Origin of the sequence: Klebsiella oxytoca (assembly GCF_009707385.1) — a bacterium.
In the GTDB taxonomy this organism is placed as follows: Bacteria; Pseudomonadota; Gammaproteobacteria; order Enterobacterales; family Enterobacteriaceae; genus Klebsiella; species Klebsiella oxytoca_C.
In genome coordinates this window covers 310,745-332,087 of record NZ_CP046115.1, presented here as the reverse complement: position 1 = coordinate 332,087, position 21,343 = coordinate 310,745, and the positions used below count along the sequence as shown (strand labels likewise).

Below are 21,343 nucleotides of genomic sequence, written 5' to 3'. Positions count from 1 at the left end.
TTCACCATTACCCGGCCCTTCAGGGTATGGTGCATCAATCGCAAGGAAAACAATATGCTCGCCACGCTTACGCGGCTGTTCCCATTATGGGCGCTGCTGCTCTCAGTTATCGCGTATTACACACCATCCACTTTCACTCCCGTTGGCCCGTGGGTCCCGACTCTGCTGATGCTGATTATGTTCGGTATGGGCGTGCATCTGAAAATAGATGACTTTAAACGCGTCCTCTCCCGCCCTGCGCCAGTAGCCGCAGGAATTTTTCTGCATTATCTGGTGATGCCGCTCGCCGCATGGCTGCTGGCGCTGATTTTTCAGATGCCGCCCGAGCTTTCCGCCGGGATGGTGCTGGTCGGCAGCGTCGCCAGCGGAACGGCGTCCAACGTGATGATCTACCTGGCTAAAGGCGACGTGGCATTGTCGGTCACCATCTCGTCGGTTTCCACGCTGGTCGGCGTGGTGGCGACGCCGCTGCTGACGCGCCTGTACGTCGATGCGCATATTCAGGTGGATGTGATGGGAATGCTGCTCAGTATTCTGCAAATCGTGGTTATCCCGATTGCGCTGGGGCTGATAGTGCACCATCTGCTGCCGAAAGTGGTCAAGGCGGTGGAGCCTTTCCTGCCGGCTTTTTCGATGGTCTGCATCCTGGCGATTATCTGCGCCGTGGTGGCCGGTTCCGCATCGCATATTGCCTCGGTAGGCTTTGTGGTGATTATCGCGGTCATCCTGCACAACACCATCGGCCTGCTCGGTGGCTACTGGGGCGGCCGACTGTTTGGCTTTGACGAATCCACCTGCCGCACATTAGCGATTGAAGTTGGCATGCAGAACTCAGGGCTTGCCGCCGCGCTGGGGAAAATCTACTTTGGCCCGCTGGCCGCGCTGCCTGGAGCCCTGTTCTCGGTCTGGCACAATCTGTCCGGCTCGCTGCTGGCCGGCTACTGGTCAGGGAAGCCGATTGCGGATGAATCGCGTAAGGCAGGAAAAAAGAGCAGATAAAACGTAACCTTGATCAAAATCTCCCGGTGGCGCTGCGCTGACCGGGCTACAGGTCCACAGCCGCTTGCGGTCTGGTAGCCCGGTCAGGTGCAAAGCACCGCCTCCGGGATTTTGCCGGGTGATGAAATTGCTGTAAGACTCCCATCCCAATACCGTACACTGAAGCCACAGGCTAACTGAGGGCACCACTATGGCACTCCCCCGCATCACCCAAAAAGAGATGACCGAGCGCGAACAGCGCGAGCTCAAAACCCTGCTCGACCGCGCGCGCATCGCCCATGGTCGTCCGCTGACTAACGCCGAAACCAACAGCGTTAAAAAAGAGTACATCGATAAGCTGATGGCCCAGCGTGAAGCCGAAGCTAAAAAAGCCCGCCAGTTAAAGAAAAAGCAGGCTTATAAACCGGATGCAGAGGCCTCGTTTTCCTGGTCGGCGAACACGCCGACGCGCGGCAGACGTTAACGCCCTTTCTTTTTGCGCCCTGGCGCAGTGAAGCGCTTGCCGTTTGATGCCGGACGGGAAGACTTCTCGCTGGTTTTTTCCATTGCCACTACCGGGCGCTTAATACCGGTCGTTTTCGGCTTCGCTTTTGCCTTCGGTTTCGCTTCTGAAGAAGAGTTTTCAATGAGTTTGAAGAGATCGATCAGCTCATCATCGGTCAGATCGCGCCATTCTCCCAGCGGGATCCCGGTCAGGCTGACGTTCATAATCCGCGTACGTTCAAGCTTCGTGACTTCATAGCCAAAGTGCTCGCACATACGGCGGATCTGGCGATTCAGCCCCTGTACCAGGGTGATGCGAAACACAAACGGCGCTTCTTTTTTGACTTTGCACTTCTTCGTCACCGTGCCAAGAATCGGTACGCCCGCCCCCATGCCGCGGATAAACTCATCGGTCACCGGCTTATCAACCGTGACCAGATACTCTTTTTCGTGATCGTTACCGGCGCGCAGGATCTTGTTAACCAGATCGCCATGGTTGGTGAGAAAGATCAGCCCCTGGGAGTCTTTATCCAGACGCCCAATCGGGAAAACGCGTTTGCTATGGTTGACGAAATCAACGATGTTGTCGCGCTCGCCATCTTCGGTAGTGCTGACAATACCAACCGGTTTATTCAGCGCAATCAGAACTAAATCATCCGCTTCACGCGGCTCAATCAGCCGGCCATTAACCTTTACCACGTCGCCAGCTTTGACCTGGTCACCGATGGTGGCTCGCTTGCCGTTGATAAAAACGTTGCCTTGTTCGATAAAGCGATCGGCTTCACGGCGCGAGCAAATTCCGCTCTCGCTGATGTATTTGTTAAGTCGGGTTGATGAGTCGGGCAGCATAACGTCTCCTGAAACACTTCATCCTTCAAGTTGTCTCTGCGTTGGCTACGCGCACTTATCCCAGTCGCATAACTTTCTATGCGCCGGGCCGCCCGCTCTCTTGCCGCCTTGATAAAACTTGAATGCTTTTATGTTTAAAACGCGAAATATACCCTACCTTGCGGGCGATAAAAAATAATCGCGCGCTCGCTGACTGACGCTAAGTGTGATCCAGAGCGTCTTTCAACACAAAAGTGTACCTTTGCAATCCCGGCAACTTTGCCCGGCGAAATAAAGCAGAATCAGCCCCTTAGAACCACCTGCACAAACGTGCCGTAAACCACCTATTGGCACAGCAAATGTGCAACAGAAATCGCCAGTATTCCGACATGAAATAGATGAAAATTTCTTTGAACAGGGAGCTTGATAGGGTTATATCAGATCATGACGGCAAATAACTGATTTGCACAAATGTGCAGGGGGTCGAAGATGACGATTGAAAATAGCGATGATATTCGTCTAATCGTGAAAATCGCCCAGCTCTACTATGAGCAGGATATGACTCAGGCACAGATTGCTCGCGAGCTGGGAATTTATCGTACTACCATCAGCCGGTTACTGAAACGCGGCCGCGAGCAGGGCATCGTCACTATCGCCATCAACTATGACTACAACGAGAACCTGTGGCTTGAGCAGCAGCTAAAACAAAAATTTGGCCTTAAAGAGGCGGTGGTGGTCACCTGCGACTCGCTAATCGAAGAGGAGCAGCTCAATTTCATCGGCCAGCATGGCGCCCAGCTGGTCGACAGGCTGCTGGAGCCAGGTGATATTGTCGGCTTCTCCTGGGGCCGCGCGGTACGGGCGCTGGTGGAGAATCTGCCGCAGGCCAGCCAGTCCCGTCAGGTTATCTGCGTGCCAATTATCGGCGGCCCCTCCGGCAAACTGGAGAGCCGCTACCACGTGAATACGCTGACCTATAGCGCCGCGGCAAAATTAAAAGTGGAATCGCATCTCGCCGACTTTCCAGCGCTGCTGGATAACACACTAATTCGCAACGGCATTATGCAATCGCAACACTTTAAAACCATTGCCTCCTACTGGGATAACCTCGACGTCGCACTGGTAGGGATTGGTTCTCCGGCGATTCGCGACGGCGCTAACTGGCACGCGTTTTACGGCAGCGAAGAGAGTGACGACCTCAACGCTCGTCACGTGGCCGGTGATATCTGCTCGCGTTTTTACAATATTGACGGCGCGATGGTTGAGACCGCCATGAGCGAAAAAACGCTCTCTATTGAGATGGCGAAACTTAAGCAAGCACGTTATTCCGTAGGTATCGCGATGGGCGAGGAAAAATACTCCGGTATTCTTGGCGCATTAAACGGAAATTATATTAACTGCCTGGTGACCGACAGAGAAACTGCCGAGTCGCTACTGAAGTAAATTTCAAGAATATGATTTCACGCAGCGCTGCTGCGGGGGATCCCTTTATCCAGAGAAAACAGGAGTCGATAATGGAAACGTGGTTAAATCTAAAAGACAAAATTATTATTGTTACCGGTGGCGCATCAGGAATTGGTCTGGCCATTGTCGATGAATTATTAGCTCAGGGCGCAAATGTGCAGATGAGCGATATTCATGGCGGTGATAAGCATCAGGAGGGAGAAAATTATACTTTCTGGCCGACCGATATTTCCAGTGCCAGCGAAGTGAATAAAACCGTCGACAGTATTATTCAACGTTTTGGCCGCATTGATGGTCTGGTAAATAATGCGGGGGTTAACTTCCCGCGTTTACTCGTCGATGAGAAAGCGCCGGCCGGTCGTTATGAATTAAATGAATCGGCATTCGAAAAAATGGTCAATATCAACCAGAAAGGCGTATTCCTGATGTCGCAGGCGGTGGCCCGCCAGATGGTCAAACAGCGCGATGGCGTGATCGTTAACGTCTCGTCGGAAAGCGGACTGGAAGGCTCCGAAGGCCAGAGCTGCTATGCCGCAACCAAAGCCGCGCTGAATAGCTTTACTCGCTCCTGGTCGAAAGAGCTGGGCAAACACGGCATCCGCGTCGTAGGCGTTGCACCCGGCATTCTGGAAAAAACCGGGCTGCGTACGCCGGAATACGAAGAGGCGCTGGCCTGGACCCGCAATATTACCGTCGAGCAGCTGCGCGAGGGCTATAGCAAAAATTCGATTCCGATTGGTCGCTCGGGGCGCCTCTCTGAAGTTGCTGATTTCATTTGCTATCTGCTCTCAGAGCGCGCCAGCTATATCACCGGAGTAACCACTAACATTGCGGGCGGCAAAACGCGCGGCTAAGGAGGAAAAATGGTTAACGTCATCTTCTGCGCTCACGGCCAGCTGGCCTGCGCCATGCTCGACTCGGTGCGCATGGTCTACGGCGATGTCAACGTCAGCGCCGTGGAATTTATCCCCGGCGAGAACGCGGGTGATATCGCCACAAAAATAGATAAGTTAGTAAGTACTCACAGTAATGAGCAATGGCTTATTGCCGTCGATTTACAATGCGGCAGCCCGTGGAACGCCGCCGCCGGGCTGGCGATGAGCAACCCACAGCTTCGGGTCATCAGCGGCCTGTCGCTACCGTTGGCTCTGGAACTGGTGGATAACCAGCAAACTATGAACGCTGACGAACTCTGCCAACACCTGGAAACCATCGCCAGCCAGTGCTGCGTCACATGGCGGCAGCCGGAAACCGTTGAGGAGGATTTCTGATGAACATTACACTCGCCCGTATCGATGACCGTTTAATTCATGGTCAGGTCACCACCGTGTGGTCAAAAGTGGCCAACGCCCAGCGAATTATCATCTGTAATGACGATGTTTATAACGACGAAGTTCGCCGCACGTTACTGCGCCAGGCCGCGCCTCCGGGGATGAAGGTTAATGTGGTGAATATCGAAAAAGCCGTCGCCGTATATCATAACCCACAATATAAAGACGAAACGGTTTTTTATTTATTCACTAACCCGCAGGATGTATTAACCATGGTTCAGCAAGGCGTAAAAATAGCCACCCTGAATATTGGCGGCATGGCCTGGCGACCGGGTAAAAAACAATTAACCAAAGCGGTGTCATTAGACGAAGCGGATATTCATGCCTTTCAGCAATTAGATAATCTGGGCGTTAAGCTTGATTTACGCGTCGTGGCTTCGGACCCGTCGGTTAATATTCTCGATAAAATAGCTGAGCAGTCCGTTACAGAATAATAAATCGCGCCTGTTTTATTACACACTGTCATTCTGGATGCATCGCGGCGGCAAATGAGCAAGTCGCCAGGAGCATAGATAACTATGTGACTGGGGCGAGAGAATGCAGCCAACAAAGAGGCCGCCTGAAGGACATCATGTAAATGCCGTAACAGGCAGGGACTCTTATACCCTCAAGGTGACAAATTATGGAAATTAGTACCCTACAAATAATAGCCATATTTATTTTTTCCTGTATTGCCGGGATGGGCAGCGTGCTGGATGAATTCCAGACCCACCGCCCATTAATCGCCTGTACCGTCATTGGCTTAATTCTTGGCGATTTAAAAACCGGGATTATGCTCGGCGGTACCCTGGAACTGATTGCGCTGGGCTGGATGAACGTCGGCGCGGCGCAGTCTCCGGACTCGGCGCTGGCCAGCATTATTTCGGCCATCCTGGTGATTGTCGGCCAGCAAAGTATCGCCACCGGGATTGCGATCGCGCTGCCGGTCGCCGCCGCGGGCCAGGTGCTCACCGTGTTCGCCCGCACCATTACCGTGGTGTTCCAGCACGCAGCGGATAAAGCAGCGGAAGAGGCACGCTTCAGAACCATCGATCTGCTGCACGTGTCAGCGCTGGGCGTTCAGGCGCTACGTGTCGCTATTCCCGCGCTGGTGGTATCGCTGTTCGTCAGCGCCGATATGGTCAGCAATATGCTTAACGCCATCCCGGAATTCGTCACCCGAGGTCTGCAAATCGCCGGCGGTTTTATCGTGGTGGTCGGCTACGCCATGGTGCTACGCATGATGGGCGTGAAGTATCTGATGCCTTTCTTCTTCCTCGGCTTCCTCGCGGGCGGCTATCTCGACTTTAGCCTGCTGGCTTTCGGCGGCGTGGGGGTCATCATCGCGCTGATTTATATCCAGCTTAATCCGCAGTGGCGTAAACCCGAACCGCAGGCCGCCGCCGCCTCTTCCACCGCCCTTGACCAGCTTGACGACTGATGGAGCTCTATATGGAACAGAGAAAAATTACCCAAGGCGACCTGGTGAGCATGTTTCTGCGATCCAACCTGCAGCAGGCGTCATTTAACTTCGAGCGAATCCACGGACTTGGTTTCTGCTACGACATGATCCCGGCCATCAAGCGCCTCTACCCGCTGAAGGAGGATCAGGTCGCCGCGCTGAAGCGCCATCTGGTGTTCTTTAACACTACCCCGGCGGTCTGCGGCCCGGTGATTGGGGTGACGGTGGCGATGGAGGAAGCGCGAGCTAACGGCGCAGCTATCGACGACGGCGCAATCAACGGCATCAAAGTAGGCCTGATGGGGCCGCTGGCCGGGGTTGGCGACCCGCTGGTATGGGGCACGCTGCGGCCGATCACCGCCGCCCTCGGCGCATCGCTGGCGCTCTCTGGCAACATTCTTGGCCCGCTGCTGTTCTTCTTTATTTTCAATGCAGTACGTCTGGCCATGAAGTGGTACGGGCTGCAGCTGGGCTTTCGTAAAGGGGTCAATATCGTCAGCGATATGGGCGGCAACCTGCTGCAAAAACTGACCGAAGGGGCCTCCATTCTCGGCCTGTTTGTGATGGGCGTGCTGGTCACCAAGTGGACCACCATCAACGTGCCGCTGGTGGTTTCGCAAACGCCGGGCGCCGATGGCTCGACCGTCACCATGACCGTGCAGAACATCCTCGATCAGCTCTGCCCCGGCCTGCTGGCCCTGGGTCTGACGCTGCTAATGGTGCGCCTGCTTAATAAGAAAGTGAACCCGGTATGGCTGATTTTCGCCCTGTTCGGTTTGGGGATTATCGGTAACGCGCTGGGCTTCCTGTCCTGATTATTCCGCTCCGGCGATGCCGGGGCTACTTCAACAAGTTAGACCCAAAAGATTTCGCAGCCGTAATGCGAAAGATGAAGAGGATGAGGTGGTAAACATGCAAACAACAACAGCCCTGCGCCTGTACGGCAAACGCGACCTGCGCCTGGAAACCTTCGAACTCCCGGCGATGCAGGATGATGAAATCCTCGCCCGGGTAGTCACCGACAGCCTGTGTCTCTCCTCGTGGAAAGAGGCGAATCAGGGGGAAGATCATAAAAAAGTGCCTGACGATGTGGCGACCAACCCGATCATCATCGGCCATGAGTTCTGCGGGGAAATTATCGCCGTCGGCAAAAAATGGCAGCACAAGTTTCACGCCGGCCAGCGCTATGTGATTCAGGCCAACCTCCAGCTGCCGGATCGCCCGGACTGCCCCGGCTATTCCTTTCCATGGATCGGCGGCGAAGCGACTCACGTGGTGATCCCTAATGAGGTGATGGAGCAGGATTGTCTGCTCTCCTGGGAGGGCGATACCTGGTTTGAAGGCTCGCTGGTGGAGCCGCTCTCCTGCGTGATTGGCGCGTTCAACGCCAACTATCATCTGCAGGAAGGCAGCTATAACCATGTGATGGGCATTCGTCCGCGGGGGCGTACCCTGATCCTCGGCGGCACCGGTCCGATGGGGCTTCTGGCGATCGACTACGCGCTGCATGGCCCAATCAACCCGGCGCTGCTGGTGGTTACCGATACCAATAAGCCAAAGCTCAGCTATGCGCGTCAGCACTATCCCTCCGAGCCGCAAACCCTGATTCATTATCTTGATGGTCATGATGCCAGCCGCGAAACGCTGATGGCGCTCACCGGCGGCCACGGTTTTGACGATATCTTCGTCTTCGTCCCTAATGAACAGCTCATCACCATGGCTTCGTCGCTGCTGGCCGCAGACGGCTGCCTGAACTTCTTCGCCGGACCGCAGGATAAGCAGTTCAGCGCGCCGATCAATTTTTACGATGTACATTACGCTTTCACCCACTACGTCGGCACCTCCGGCGGTAATACCGACGATATGCGCGCCGCCGTAGCGCTGATGCAGGCGAAAAAAGTCCAGACCGCCAAAGTGGTGACCCATATCCTGGGGCTTAACGCGGCGGGCGACACCACCCTGGATTTACCGGCGGTGGGCGGCGGTAAAAAGCTGGTCTACACCGGGAAAAATTTCCCGCTCACGCCGCTTGGCGAAATTAGCGACCCGCAGCTGGCGGCTATTATGGAGCGTCACCGCGGTATCTGGTCAAAAGAGGCGGAAGAGTACCTGCTGGCCCACGCGGAGGATATTGCTCATGATTGATCGCGATACGCAGCTGTGCATGTCGCTGGCCGGTCGCCCAGGCAACTTCGGCACCCGCTTTCATAACTATCTGTATGAAAAACTGGGACTGAACTACATCTATAAGGCCTTTACGACCAGGGATATTGAAGCAGCGGTCAAAGGCGTGCGCGCGTTAGGTATTCGCGGCTGTGCGGTATCGATGCCGTTTAAAGAGAGCTGCATGCCATTTCTCGACGCTATCGACCCTTCGGCGAAGGTGATCGACTCGGTTAATACTATCGTCAACGACGACGGCAGGCTGACCGGACTGAACACGGACTACATCGCGGTGAAAAGCCTGATTGACAGTAACCAACTCAATTCCTCCGCCAAAGTGATGATTCGGGGCAGCGGCGGGATGGGTAAAGCAACGATCGCCGCCTTTCGCGATGCGGGTTTCCGCGACGTGATTATCGCCGCCCGTAACCGTGATAATGGTCTGGCGCTGGCGAAGCAGTATGGCTTTCAATGGCAGCCAAAGCCGGAGGGGATCCCGGTGGATATTCTGGTTAACGTCACCCCGCTCGGTATGGCGGGCGGCGCGGAAAGCGAAACCCTGGCCTTTAGCCCGACGATGGTGGAACGGGCCAGCGTGGTGTTTGACATGGTCGCTCTGCCGCCGCAAACCCCGCTTATCAAGCTGGCGCAGCGGCTGGACAAGCAGGTGATCAGCGGCGCGGAAGTCATTGCCTTACAGGCCGTGGAACAGTTTGCGCTTTACACCGGCGTACGCCCTGACGATGCGCTGGTCGCCGAAGCCGCTGCCTTTGCCAGAGGGTAAGTAGCCGCCCAAACTCAGGTACAATGTGCGCCCTCTCCCTTTTTAAGGGAGAGGGCTGGAGTGAGGGTGAACGCTCAGTAAACTATCCGTGGAATGCCCCGGAGGCGGTGCTGTGCACCTGTCCGGGCTACCAAACCTCAGACCGCACGGGCCTGTAGCCCGGTCAGCGTAGCCACCGGGAGTTATATCCGGGGACAATTAAGCGCATGTCCTGGCCACAGCAGCTAATAGCCATTAATCATAAAACCGATCGCATCACGAAGCGCAGCCCTGTCCGCCGTCAAATCAGCAATACGTTTGCCAAGCTCTTTCTGCGGCAAACCCACCAGCATGTGCGTCATAACGACATATGATTGGCCTGCAATATTGATCACGGGACAAATTTTGGACGGAGGCTGGGCATCTGGCAGTTAGCTTTGTTCAATTACAGGAGCAACAAGCATATGTTTCAGTACATTAGCGACTGGATGCTGTAGATTTATTAAATAAGGGAAAACATTTTTACCGCTTCCCACATTCTCATAGGCACAATATTGTTCCATCAGAATGGCCTTTGAAAATCACTAAACGAACCGTTTTCTTCTACCCATTGGTTAATCGCATCGATCGATTTCTTATTATCCCGCAACCACTCTTCACGCTGGTGTTCACGAAACTTCTCAAGTAAAGCTTCGGTTAAAACCGCCGAAATATTGATTTTAAGTTTACGAGCCTCTTCCAGGATTTCAGGCGAAAGCGAGACATTGACTGATTTTTTAACGTTCGACGTATTGCGCATGATAGCCCCCATGGTAATGCGCATGATATGCCTCAGATTAGCGTAATAAACGAGCATTTTCTATTCCTTTGCCTGTGGACCATCAACGTAAAACTAAGCGGTTCCCGCTTACCTGTCACGCCCGGTAGAGTCAGTCTGCGAGGCACTTTCCAGATTAATTTAGTGAATCGCTGGCAGCTTAGCTCCCGCGTTAAGCTCGTTTTAGCGTGAGCCACGTTAGCCAGCAGAATGATAAGCTGTGCTAACATTCTCAACCGACGAATCATCTGGCCAAATGGAGAAATGATGGAACTGCTGCTATTGAGTAACTCAACGCTACCGGGCAAAGCCTGGCTGGAACATGCGCTACCGACGATTACCGGGCAGCTAAACGGTCGTCGTTCTGCGGTATTTATTCCTTTCGCCGGGGTGACGCAAACCTGGGACGATTACACCGCGAAAACCGCCGCCGTCTTCGGCCCAATGGGCGTGGCGGTCACCGGTATTCACAGCGTGGCTGACCCGGTATCGGCGATTGAAAACGCAGAGATAGTTATCGTTGGCGGCGGCAATACTTTCCAGTTGCTGAAAGAGTGCCGCGAGCGCGGCCTGCTGGCGCCGATAGTGGATGTGGTGAAGCGCGGCGCGCTGTACGTCGGCTGGAGCGCGGGAGCTAACCTTGCTTGCCCTACCATCCGCACCACTAACGATATGCCGATTGTCGACCCTCAGGGCTTTGATGCGCTGGGGCTGTTCCCGCTGCAAATTAACCCGCATTTCACCAACGCCCTGCCGGAAGGCAACTGGATTCAGGTGACCCAGGGCCACGCTACCCTGGGTGGGCCAAATCCGACTCTGGTTTTCAGAGCCGGAGAGGAAGCGGTAACCCTTAACGCAGGGCATCGTTTCTGACCCCCGACCTGGTCCCGGAGGCGGTGCTGCGCACCTGTCCGGGCTACCATCCCACAGACCGCGGTAACTGTAGCCCGGCTAAGCGCAGCGCGAGCCGGGAATGTAAGGCGGCGTCAGCGCTCAGTAATCATCGCGCACATCGTCTTCATCCGGCTGCTCCATCACGCTATAGGCCACCGAGCAGAACAGCGAGTTCAGACGCTTCATATCGCCCAGCAGCGCCAGGTGCAGCGTACTGGTTTCGATACTCTGCACGTTTTGCTGATGCAGGCGGTCAACGTGCGCGTGCGAGTAGCGGCGGTTCATAATGCGAAAACGATGCTTGCTGCGGCGCAGGCGGCGGGCGCTCGGCACATCGCCGGAGAAAAAAACCGACATCGCCAGCTGGAGGTTGCTGAGCAGTTGATCGTAGAGCGCATCCAGCTCTTTTAACCCTTCCATGGAGAACGCGCGACGCGCGGCCAGAGATTTATCGGCGATTTCACTACCCATTCTTTCGACAATATCCGAAGCCTGCTCCAGGTTAAGCGCCATTTCGATAATCTCCGCCCAGCGGCGGGACTCCTCTTCCGCCAGCTCCTCTTTCGGCATCCGCGCCAGATAGAGCTTGATCGCGGTATACAAAACGTTGATATCGTCCGCCATCCGCCGCAGCTCTTTCTCCTCACGCGGCTCGCCGTGCATCACCTTATGCAGGCTTTTCAGCATCTGCTCCATCGCATCGCCGATACGCAGAGTTTCGCGAGCGGCATTGGCTAACGCCAGCGTGGGCGTATCCAGCGCCGAGGTATCCAGATGCTTCGGTTTTAGTCGTGCATCCAGCTCCGGTTCGTCGCGAATCAGACGCCTACAGAGGTTCGCCATCGGTCCTGCGAACGGCACCATGGCGATACAACGAATCAGGTTGTAGAAGACATGGAAATAGATAACCAGCTCAGATTTTTGCAGTGGGAGATCATCCATGACGTTTGCCAACAGATGGACAAACGGCAGGATAATCAGGCTTCCCACCAGCTTAAACAGCAGGCTGCCGAGCGCAACGCGACGCGCGGCGGCATTGGCGCCGCTGTTGTTTAGCATCGCCAGCAGTCCGGAACCGAGGTTAGCGCCAATCACCAGACATAGCGCCACCGGAAAGGAAATCACGCCGGTCGCGGTTAACGTAGCGGTCAGCAGCACCGCCGCCAGGCTTGAATAGCTGATGATGGCAAACACCGCACCGATCAGCGCATCCAGCATAATATCGCCGGTCAGCGAGGCAAAAATTACCTGCACACCGTTGGCCTGGGTAATGGGATGTACCGCCTGTACGATCAGCTCCAGCGCCAGCAGAATCAATCCCAGGCCAATGCCCACGCGCCCGAGTTGACCCGCGCGCGTCTGCTTGCGCCCGAGAAAGAAAATCACGCCAATAAAAATCAGCAGCGGTGAAAGCCATGACAGATCGAAGGTCAGCACCCTCGCCATCAGCGCAGTCCCCACATCGGCACCCAGCACCATCACCAGCGCAGGAGCCAGCGCCACCAGATCCTGAGCGACAAAAGAGGTAACCAGCATGGTGGTGGCGTTGCTGCTCTGGACCAGCGCGGTGACGCCGATACCCGCGCAGAAGGCGAGCGGTTTTTTCTCTACGCTGCTGCTCAGTACGCTGCGCAGACGGGCGCCGTAAACGCGCATCACCCCGGTACGGACGATATGGGTGCCCCACACCAGCAGAGCGACGGCGGACAACAGGTGTAGCAGAGTTAACACGGAATCAGCTTCTCCTTATATTTATTCGTTCCCGAACTCATAAACCGTTACAAGCAGGATGGCGTTTCGCTTATCCGGCCCATAACGATCTCAAGCTCTTAAGTATAAGGGTTTACGCTCAATAAAGAGACAGGGCGCTCATTGAGCGCCCTGTTAGTTGTAAGGAAAGATAACGGTTGGTGTATCAGTCGGCATCGTAACCGAGGTTCGGCGCCAGCCAGCGCTCTACTTCCGCCACGCTCATTCCTTTTCGTAACGCGTAGTCCTCCACCTGATCGCGCTGAATTTGCGCTACCGCAAAGTACTTGCTGTCCGGATGGCTGAAGTACCAGCCGGAAACCGAGGCGCCGGGCCACATAGCAAAGGATTCTGTCAGCTTCATGCCGGTGTGTTTTTCCACCTCCAGCAGTTCCCAGATAGTCGCCTTTTCGGTATGTTCCGGACATGCCGGATACCCCGGAGCCGGGCGAATCCCTTGATAATTTTCGCGGATCAGCTCTTCGTTACTGAGGTTTTCGTTCGCCGCGTAGCCCCAGTAAACCTTACGCACTCGCTCATGCAGATACTCGGCGAAGGCTTCCGCCAGACGGTCGGCAATCGCCTTCACCATAATCTTGTTGTAGTCATCGTGCTGCGCCTCCCAGGCATCGGCCAGCGCATCCTCCTCAAGGCCGCCGGTCACCGCAAAGGCGCCGATATAGTCCGCCTTCCCCGACAGCTTCGGCGCGACAAAATCCGCCAGGCAGTAGTTGGCAAAGCCGACTTTCTCGGTCTGCTGGCGCAGATGATGCCCCACCGTCAGCACGTGAGTGCGGGTTTCATCGCGATAGATTTCTATGTCATCGCCGACGCGGTTGGCCGGGAACAGCCCCACCACGCCGCGTGGATTAAGCGCTTTCTCTGCGCTCAGCTTATCCAGCAGATCGTTAGCATCTTTGAACAGACGCTGCGCCTCAACGCCGACCACTTCGTCTTCAAGGATCCGCGGATATTTCCCGGCCAGCGACCAGGTCATAAAGAACGGCGTCCAGTCAATGTAGTTACGCAGGGTTTCGATACTGGCTTCCACTTCCTGTACGCCCAGACGATGGGCCACCGGCGGCGTATAGCTTGCCCAGTCAAAAGCCAGATCGTTATCGCGCGCGGCCTCCAGCGTTACCGGCGGGGTACGCGGTTTTTTGCGCCCGTGCTGGATACGCACGGTTTCATACTCTTTGCGGGTGCGGGCGACAAAATCATCACGCTGAGTATCGGAGAGCAATGCAGCCACCACGCCTACTGTACGCGAGGCGTTCTGCACGTAGACCGTCGGGCCGCTGTAGTTCTGCTCGATTTTAACCGCCGTATGCGCTTTCGAGGTGGTTGCGCCGCCGATCAGCAGCGGAATAGTAAAGCCCTGACGCTCCATCTCCTTCGCCACGTTGACCATTTCATCCAGCGACGGAGTGATTAACCCGGAAAGCCCAATCAGGTCAGCGTTCACTTCGCGGGCGGTTTTCAGGATTTTATCCGCAGGTACCATCACGCCGAGATCGACGATTTCATAGTTATTACACTGCAGCACGACGCCGACAATATTCTTGCCGATATCGTGAACGTCACCCTTCACGGTGGCGATGACCATCTTGCCGTTGCTGGAACCTTTCTCTTTGCTGGCCTCAATATAGGGTTCGAGGTAGGCCACCGCCTGCTTCATTACGCGGGCGGATTTCACCACCTGCGGCAGGAACATTTTCCCTTCGCCGAACAGGTCGCCGACCACGTTCATACCGTCCATCAGCGGGCCTTCGATGACCTCAATTGGACGCGCGGCCTGCTGGCGGGCTTCTTCGGTATCCAGTTCGATAAATTCGGTAATACCCTTAACCAGCGAATATTCGAGGCGTTTTTTGACATCCCAGCTGCGCCATTCCGCCTGCTGGGCGTTGGCGGTATCGTCGGTTTTACTGCCCCGGTATTTCTCCGCCAGGTCGAGCAGGCGTTCGGTGCCGTCATCGCGGCGGTTGAGAATCACATCTTCAACCGCGTCGCGCAGCTCGGCAGGAAGATCGTCGTAAATCGCCAGCTGGCCGGCGTTGACGATCCCCATATCCATGCCGTTACGGATGGCGTAGTAGAGGAATACCGCGTGGATCGCCTCGCGCACCGGGTCATTACCGCGGAATGAGAACGACACGTTAGAGACGCCGCCGGAAATCAGCGCGTGCGGCAGCTCGCGTTTGATATCTTCACAGGCGCCGATAAAATCCTGGGCGTAGTTGTTGTGCTCTTCAATGCCGGTCGCCACGGCGAAAATATTCGGGTCAAAGATAATGTCTTCCGGTGGGAAGCCCACTTCTTCGGTGAGAATTTTGTACGCCCGACGGCAAATTTCAATTTTACGTTCACGGGTATCGGCCTGGCCCACTTCGTCGAAGGCCATCACCACCACGGCGGCACCGTAGCGGCGCACCTTTTTCGCATGATGGATAAATGGCTCAACGCCCTCTTTCATCGAGATGGAGTTAACGATGCCTTTACCCTGAATGCACTTCAGCCCCTTTTCGATAACCTCCCATTTCGAGGAGTCGATCATAATCGGCACGCGGGCGATATCCGGCTCACCGGCAATCAGGTTGAGGAAGCGCGTCATCGCCGCTTCGGCGTCGAGCATCCCCTCATCCATATTGATATCGATAATCTGCGCGCCGCTTTCCACCTGCTGACGCGCCACATCCAGCGCTTCGTTATATTTTTCTTCTTTAATCAGGCGCTTAAATTTCGCCGAGCCGGTAACGTTGGTGCGTTCGCCAACGTTCACAAACAGGCTGTCATCGCCGATATTCAGTGGCTCAAGGCCGGAAAGACGGCAGGCGACGGGGATGTCCGGCAGCCGGCGCGGCGGCAGACCGGCCACCGCGCGGCTCATGGCGGCGATATGTTCCGGCGTGGTACCGCAGCAGCCGCCAACGATATTCAGGAAGCCGGCCTCAGCCCATTCGCGAATCTGCGCCGCCATCGTGTCGGCGTCCAGATCGTATTCACCAAAGGCGTTCGGCAGACCAGCGTTCGGGTGGGCGGTGACGTAACATTCGGCGATGCGCGACAGCTCCTGTACGTACTGGCGCAGCTCGTCGGGCCCTAACGCGCAGTTAAGGCCAAATGTTAGCGCATCGGCGTGGCGCAAGGAGTTATAAAAGGCTTCGGTGGTCTGGCCGGAAAGCGTGCGTCCGGAGGCGTCGGTGATAGTGCCGGAAATCATAATCGGCAGATCCACTCCCAGCGCTTCAAACTCCTCTTTGACCGCAAAGATCGCTGCTTTGGCGTTGAGAGTATCAAATACCGTCTCAATCAGGATCAGGTCCGCTCCGCCTTCCACCAGCGCTTTGGTGGATTCACGATAGGCTTCCACCAGCCCGTCGAAAGTGATGTTGCGAAAGGCCGGGTCGTTGACGTCCGGGGAAATAGACGCAGTGCGGTTAGTGGGGCCGAGTACGCCTGCCACGTAGCGCGGTTTTTCCGGCGTACGGGCGATCCAGGCATCAGCGCTGGCGCGGGCCAGTTTCGCCGCCGCAAAATTGATTTCCGCCGACAGGGATTCCATCTGGTAATCCGCCATCGCGATAGTCGTCGAGTTAAAGGTGTTGGTTTCAATGATATCCGCCCCGGCCGCAAAATAGGCATCGTGGATAGCGCTTATCACTTCAGGCTTGCTGAGAACCAGCAGGTCGTTGTTGCCCTTCAGGTCGCACGGCCAGTCGGCAAAGCGTTCGCCGCGGAAGTCCTGCTCACTCAGACGATAGCTCTGGATCATGGTGCCCATGCCCCCATCCAGAACCAGAATACGTTCTTTTAACTGCTGATGCAGTTGCTCAACTTTGCTGCTCACACTCGCTCCCGACAACGCTCAACCAGACCGAAAAAAGGCCAACAAAGCATACTCGCATAAACCTGAAGGGTGGAAAAGAGAACAGCGGGCAAGATGAGACATGTTCAGCTTCACTCATCCGATGAGTCTGGTAGTGATTGCATTATCGCCAAATAAAACGAAAATCATTTCCACGATACAGAAAAAAGGAGTCCGCGATGGCGACCCCCGCACCCGCAAAACGCGGCAGAAAACCTGCCTCTCCCGCCGCCGCTCCGGCTGGCGGACAAGTTCAGTCCCTGACCCGCGGACTGAAGCTGCTCGAATGGATTTCAGAGGCTCACGGCAGCGTAGCGCTGACCGAACTAGCCCAGCAGGCCGGTTTACCTAATTCAACGACTCACCGCTTACTGACGACCATGCAGCAGCTGGGTTTCGTTCGTCAGGTCGGAGAGCTGGGACACTGGTCGGTAGGGGCGCATGCTTTTATCGTCGGCAGCAGCTTTCTGCAAAGCCGTAATCTGTTAGCGATCGTCCACCCCATTCTGCGACAACTGATGGAAGACTCCGGCGAGACGGTCAATCTTGCGGTGCTGGATCAGAGCGACCACCAGGCGATTATTATCGACCAGGTACAGTGCACGCAGCTGATGCGTATGTCGGCGCCGATTGGCGGTAAGCTGCCAATGCACGCCTCCGGCGCGGGGAAAGCGTTTCTGTCGCAGCTGAGCGAAGAACAGGTTACCGGCCTGCTGCACCGTAAAGGTCTGCATGCTTATACCCACGCCACGCTGGTATCACCGGTGCATCTGAAAGAAGATTTGGCCCAGACGCGTAAGCGCGGCTACTCGTTTGATGACGAAGAGCACGCTCTTGGCCTGCGCTGCGTAGCGTCATGCATTTATGACGAACATCGTGAACCGTTTGCCGCCATCTCTATCTCCGGGCCTGTTTCCCGCATTACCGATGACCGCGTCACCGAGTTCGGTGCGATGGTGATCAAGGCGGCGAAAGAAGTGACGCTGGCATATGGTGGAGTACGATAATTGAGCGATCTGAAATCATACTGGCAGGATAAATACCCTTCCGCTTTCTGCTGGTCATTCGGCGATTCACCGCCGCTGGCCGACGAGCTGGCAGCTCTGGTTGTCGCCGGGAAAAAGCGCGGCACCTGCTGCTCGCTTGCCAGCTATCAGCAAGAACAGCCGCCCGTGACGCCGGGAGCATACCACATTGTGCTGGACGGCCAGGGCAAAGCCGTATGCGTGATACGCACCATGGCGCTCAGGCTCATCCGATTTAACGAAATGAGCGCAGAGCTGGCCGCGCTGGAAGGCGAAGGTGATTTGAGCCTCGCTTACTGGCAATCCGCGCATCGGGCGTTTTTTGAACGCGAAGGCACCTGGGCGCCGGATATGGAGCTGGTGTACGAAGAATTTGCCGTTATTGAAGTGGCCTGAACCAGACTTACCTGTTTATCCCGCCTGCTGCAGGTTGCCATAGCGCACGCAAAAGCGCTGGCGGCGGCGATAGGCGTAAACGTCTTCCACATGGCCGTTGCGAATGCGCGTTTGTAGCTCCCGCCAGTAGTCGGCGCGCAGCAGATCGGCATGCATCTCTTCAAATAGCGGTCCGATGCGCGGGTCAGCGCACAGCCAGTGGCGAAACTCTTCCGGAAAAACATCTCCCGGCGAGACGCTGTACCAGGGCTCGCTGGCCAGCTCATCTTCCGGATAACGCGCTGGTGGTATTTCGCGGAAATTCACTTCCGTCATGTAGCAAATTTCATCGTAATCGTAAAACACCACCCGACCATGACGCGTAACGCCAAAGTTTTTAAATAGCATATCGCCGGGAAAAATATTGGCAGCAGCCAGCTGACGAATCGCGTTACCGTACTCCTCTACCGCATCGCGTAGCGCCTGGCCATCCACCTGCTCCAGCCAGATATTAAGCGGCACCATCCGGCGCTCGATATAGAGATGGCTGATGGCGATCCGATCGCCGAGGTCGGTGATTTTCTCTCCGGCCTCGGTTTGTAGCAGGGCCATGAGTTCAGGCGCAATTTGCCGTTTATCCAGCACAAAGTTTTCAAACTCCTGGGTATCCGCCATTCTCCCCACGCGATCGTGCTCTTTAACCAGCTGATAGCAGGCGCGTACGTGAGCGGCGGTCATCTCCTTTTGCGGCGCAAAGCGGTCTTTAATCACCTTAAAAACCCGGTCAAATCCGGGCAAAGTAAACACCAGCATCACCATCCCGCGGATCCCCGGAGCTTCTATAAACTGCTCATCGCTGTGGGAAATATAGTGCAGGTATTCGCGATAGCTCTCCGTTTTCGCGTGTTTCTGACAGCCAATCGCCATGTACAGTTCAGCGGTGGTTTTACCCGGCAGAATCTCGCGCAACCACTCGACCAACGCGCCGGGCAGCGGCGCATAAACCATAAAATAGGAGCGGGCGAAGCCAAAAACGATGCTCGCTTCAGCATGGGTAGTCAGGCAGGCGTCAATGAACAGCTCACCTTCATCGGTACGATGAATTGGCAGAAGAAAAGGCAGCGTCGCCATGGGCGTGACAAGCTTAGCTACCAGCCAGGCCGCCTTATTACGATAAAAGAGTTCATTCGCCACCTGCAGGTGCGACCGGGAGAGCAGCTCGCTGCCGAGCGCTTCCTGCAGACAAGCGGTAATATAACCAATATCGCGCGCCCTGTTTTGCCACGGTAGACGAAGAGGAAGGTCGGATAACACCTTGCGTAGCAGAGGCTCCCAGCCGTGCTCTGGAAAGAAATCCTTGCTCAGCGGACGTGAAATAGAGCGTAAACGCCGCTCTGGCTGCGAACTGAAAATAAACAGCCGCTCGGGAGTCAGCGAGCGGTGGTCAAACAGCCGGCAATAGACGGAGTTGAAAAAGCTCTCCGCAATTTCAAAGCGAGGGTAATCAGGCAGCAGGCGGGTATAGTGTTCTTTCACCCGCAGCAAAAAATCGCTATCGGTATTTTTGCCATCGGTAATACAACGCAGCTGTTCGACAACGAGGCCGACGTGGTGATCGTAGAGATGAATACGCTGCTTCATTGCCTGCTGGACGGCATGCCAGTCAGCCTGTTCAAAGCGCTGCTGGGCACCGGATGTCACTTCAAGAAAACGCCCGTACTGGGCGTCAAAACCCTGCAAGATAGTTTGAGCAATCAATAATTCCAGGCCACGCGTCATATCTTCCCCCCTCACCCATCCCTCTCCCCCCGGAGAGAGGGAGAGGGGGAAATTATCAGAACTGAGCTTCTTCTGTTGAACCGGTTAACGCCGTTACTGACGAGGCTCCGCCCTGGATAATGGTGGTGACCTTGTCGAAGTAGCCGGTGCCGACCTCCTGCTGATGAGAAACAAAGGTGTAGCCATCTTTCGCCGCCGCGAACTCCGGCTGCTGGACCTTCTCAACATAGTGCTTCATACCTTCTCCCTGGGCGTAGGCGTGCGCCAGGTCGAACATGTTGAACCACATACTGTGGATACCGGCCAGGGTGATGAACTGATACTTGTAGCCCATATCCGACAGCCGCTGCTGGAAGCTGGCGATGGTTTTATCATCCAGCTTTTTCTGCCAGTTAAACGACGGCGAGCAGTTGTAAGCCAGCAATTTGCCCGGATATTTCGCGTGAATCGCGTCGGCAAAGCGCTGCGCCAGCTCCAGGTCCGGGGTGGAGGTTTCACACCACACCAGGTCGGCATACGGCGCGTAGGCCAGCCCGCGGCTGATCGCCTGTTCGATACCGGCATGGGTACGGAAAAAACCTTCGCTGGTACGCTCCCCGGTGATGAACTGGCGATCGTACGGGTCGCAATCGGAAGTAATTAAATCCGCCGCATCAGCATCAGTGCGGGCGATAACCAGCGTTGGCACGCCCATAACGTCTGCTGCCAGACGCGCGGCAACCAGCTTCTGAATCGCCTCCTGCGTGGGTACCAACACTTTGCCGCCCATATGGCCGCACTTTTTCACCGATGCCAGCTGATCTTCGAAGTGTACGGCCGCTGCACCAGCCTCAATCATCGATTTCATTAGCTCAAACGCATTAAGAACGCCGCCAAACCCCGCCTCAGCGTCGGCGACGATCGGCAGGAAGTAATCGGTATAGCGCGGATCGTTCGGTTCAATGCCCGCAGACCACTGGATCTGATCCGCGCGGCGGAAGGTATTGTTGATCCGATCGACAACCGCCGGTACCGAGTTAGCCGGATAGAGCGATTGATCCGGATACATGCTGGAGGCCAGGTTGGCATCAGCCGCCACCTGCCAGCCTGAAAGGTAAATCGCTTCAATGCCCGCCTTCGCCTGCTGCAGAGCCTGCCCACCGGTCAGCGCCCCCAGGCTGTTGACGTAACCTTTTTTCGCTTCACCGTGCAGCAGTCGCCACATCTTTGCCGCACCAAGCTGCGCCAGGGTACATTCCGGGTTAACCGAGCCGCGTAGTTTCACCACATCTTCGGCGCTGTATGGGCGTTCAATGCCTTCCCAGCGCGGTTGAGTCCACTCTTTGTTTAATTCTTCGATTTGTTGGGTACGAGTTTTCATGTGC

19 protein-coding genes and 1 pseudogene are annotated in these 21,343 nt (G+C 55.7%); 13 read left to right on the top strand and 7 right to left on the bottom strand.

Annotated elements, in window-relative coordinates:
• Positions 1-54: 54 nt before the first annotated feature.
• Positions 55-999, top strand: coding sequence for a ketopantoate/pantoate/pantothenate transporter PanS (gene panS / locus GJ746_RS01555; RefSeq protein WP_154678627.1), 945 nt, complete (start codon positions 55-57; stop codon positions 997-999).
• A 190-nt stretch (positions 1,000-1,189) separates the two neighbouring features.
• The gene (locus GJ746_RS01550; RefSeq protein ID WP_154678626.1) at positions 1,190-1,462 is read left to right on the top strand and encodes a DUF3811 domain-containing protein; all 273 of its coding nucleotides are present in this window, start codon (positions 1,190-1,192) and stop codon (positions 1,460-1,462) included.
• On the opposite strand, the gene rluF is transcribed toward GJ746_RS01550, so the two are convergent.
• Positions 1,459-2,331, bottom strand: a complete 873-nt coding sequence (gene rluF / locus GJ746_RS01545) for a 23S rRNA pseudouridine(2604) synthase RluF (protein WP_154678625.1) — start codon at positions 2,329-2,331, stop codon at positions 1,459-1,461. The genes GJ746_RS01550 and rluF overlap by 4 nt on opposite strands.
• A gap of 468 nt (positions 2,332-2,799) precedes the next feature.
• On the opposite strand from rluF, the gene GJ746_RS01540 reads away from it, so the two are divergent.
• The 8 genes from GJ746_RS01540 (at position 2,800) to GJ746_RS01505 (ending at position 9,493) form a co-directional block, all read left to right on the top strand.
• A complete protein-coding gene (locus GJ746_RS01540; RefSeq protein WP_154678624.1) occupies positions 2,800-3,753 on the top strand; it encodes a sugar-binding transcriptional regulator in 954 nt (317 codons plus the stop codon).
• 71 nt (positions 3,754-3,824) lie between these two features.
• Entirely contained in the window at positions 3,825-4,628 is an 804-nt protein-coding gene (locus GJ746_RS01535) for an SDR family oxidoreductase (RefSeq protein ID WP_154678623.1), read from the top strand.
• A 9-nt stretch (positions 4,629-4,637) separates the two neighbouring features.
• Positions 4,638-5,045 carry a mannose/fructose/sorbose PTS transporter subunit IIA gene (locus GJ746_RS01530; protein ID WP_154678622.1) on the top strand — a complete coding sequence of 136 codons (408 nt, stop codon included), beginning with the start codon at positions 4,638-4,640 and terminating at the stop codon, positions 5,043-5,045.
• Positions 5,045-5,539 carry a mannose/fructose/sorbose PTS transporter subunit IIB gene (locus GJ746_RS01525; protein ID WP_154678621.1) on the top strand — a complete coding sequence of 165 codons (495 nt, stop codon included), beginning with the start codon at positions 5,045-5,047 and terminating at the stop codon, positions 5,537-5,539. The genes GJ746_RS01530 and GJ746_RS01525 overlap by 1 nt, the downstream gene beginning before the upstream one ends.
• A 188-nt stretch (positions 5,540-5,727) precedes the next feature.
• Positions 5,728-6,525, top strand: a complete 798-nt coding sequence (locus tag GJ746_RS01520) for a PTS mannose/fructose/sorbose transporter subunit IIC (RefSeq protein WP_154678620.1) — start codon at positions 5,728-5,730, stop codon at positions 6,523-6,525.
• 11 nt (positions 6,526-6,536) lie between these two features.
• Positions 6,537-7,361 carry a PTS system mannose/fructose/sorbose family transporter subunit IID gene (locus GJ746_RS01515; RefSeq protein ID WP_105889496.1) on the top strand — a complete coding sequence of 275 codons (825 nt, stop codon included), beginning with the start codon at positions 6,537-6,539 and terminating at the stop codon, positions 7,359-7,361.
• A gap of 97 nt (positions 7,362-7,458) precedes the next feature.
• Positions 7,459-8,691: an L-sorbose 1-phosphate reductase gene (sorE, locus tag GJ746_RS01510; RefSeq protein WP_154678619.1), complete on the top strand. Its 1,233-nt coding sequence runs from the start codon at positions 7,459-7,461 to the stop codon at positions 8,689-8,691.
• Complete coding sequence (locus tag GJ746_RS01505) at positions 8,684-9,493, top strand: shikimate 5-dehydrogenase (protein ID WP_154678618.1); 810 nt, start codon at positions 8,684-8,686, stop codon at positions 9,491-9,493. Before sorE ends, GJ746_RS01505 begins: the two co-directional genes overlap by 8 nt.
• A 224-nt stretch (positions 9,494-9,717) precedes the next feature.
• Here the strand turns inward: GJ746_RS01505 and GJ746_RS25535 are convergent.
• Positions 9,718-10,035: pseudogene (locus GJ746_RS25535) on the bottom strand (CcdB family protein).
• Positions 10,035-10,328, bottom strand: coding sequence for a type II toxin-antitoxin system CcdA family antitoxin (locus GJ746_RS01495; protein ID WP_154678617.1), 294 nt, complete (start codon positions 10,326-10,328; stop codon positions 10,035-10,037). The pseudogene GJ746_RS25535 and the gene GJ746_RS01495 overlap by 1 nt, the downstream one beginning before the upstream one ends.
• A 228-nt stretch (positions 10,329-10,556) precedes the next feature.
• Here GJ746_RS01495 and pepE point away from each other — a divergent pair, with 228 nt between their 5' ends.
• A complete protein-coding gene (pepE, locus tag GJ746_RS01490; RefSeq protein WP_154682617.1) occupies positions 10,557-11,162 on the top strand; it encodes a dipeptidase PepE in 606 nt (201 codons plus the stop codon).
• 120 nt (positions 11,163-11,282) lie between these two features.
• Here the strand turns inward: pepE and GJ746_RS01485 are convergent, their stop codons facing one another.
• Positions 11,283-12,914 carry a Na/Pi cotransporter family protein gene (locus tag GJ746_RS01485; protein WP_154678616.1) on the bottom strand — a complete coding sequence of 544 codons (1,632 nt, stop codon included), beginning with the start codon at positions 12,912-12,914 and terminating at the stop codon, positions 11,283-11,285.
• Positions 12,915-13,098: 184 nt separating this feature from the next.
• Positions 13,099-16,782: a methionine synthase gene (metH, locus tag GJ746_RS01480; protein ID WP_154678615.1), complete on the bottom strand. Its 3,684-nt coding sequence runs from the start codon at positions 16,780-16,782 to the stop codon at positions 13,099-13,101.
• A 197-nt stretch (positions 16,783-16,979) separates the two neighbouring features.
• Here metH and iclR point away from each other — a divergent pair, with 197 nt between their 5' ends.
• Positions 16,980-17,807, top strand: coding sequence for a glyoxylate bypass operon transcriptional repressor IclR (gene iclR / locus GJ746_RS01475; RefSeq protein WP_154678614.1), 828 nt, complete (start codon positions 16,980-16,982; stop codon positions 17,805-17,807).
• A gap of 9 nt (positions 17,808-17,816) precedes the next feature.
• The gene (locus GJ746_RS01470; RefSeq protein ID WP_154682616.1) at positions 17,817-18,221 is read left to right on the top strand and encodes an ASCH domain-containing protein; all 405 of its coding nucleotides are present in this window, start codon (positions 17,817-17,819) and stop codon (positions 18,219-18,221) included.
• A 15-nt stretch (positions 18,222-18,236) separates the two neighbouring features.
• Here the strand turns inward: GJ746_RS01470 and aceK are convergent, their stop codons facing one another.
• Together aceK and aceA are read right to left on the bottom strand one after the other, a co-directional pair.
• Positions 18,237-19,979, bottom strand: coding sequence for a bifunctional isocitrate dehydrogenase kinase/phosphatase (gene aceK, locus GJ746_RS01465; protein WP_154678613.1), 1,743 nt, complete (start codon positions 19,977-19,979; stop codon positions 18,237-18,239).
• A 55-nt stretch (positions 19,980-20,034) separates the two neighbouring features.
• Positions 20,035-21,339, bottom strand: coding sequence for an isocitrate lyase (gene aceA, locus GJ746_RS01460; protein WP_154678612.1), 1,305 nt, complete (start codon positions 21,337-21,339; stop codon positions 20,035-20,037).
• Positions 21,340-21,343 lie beyond the last annotated feature (4 nt).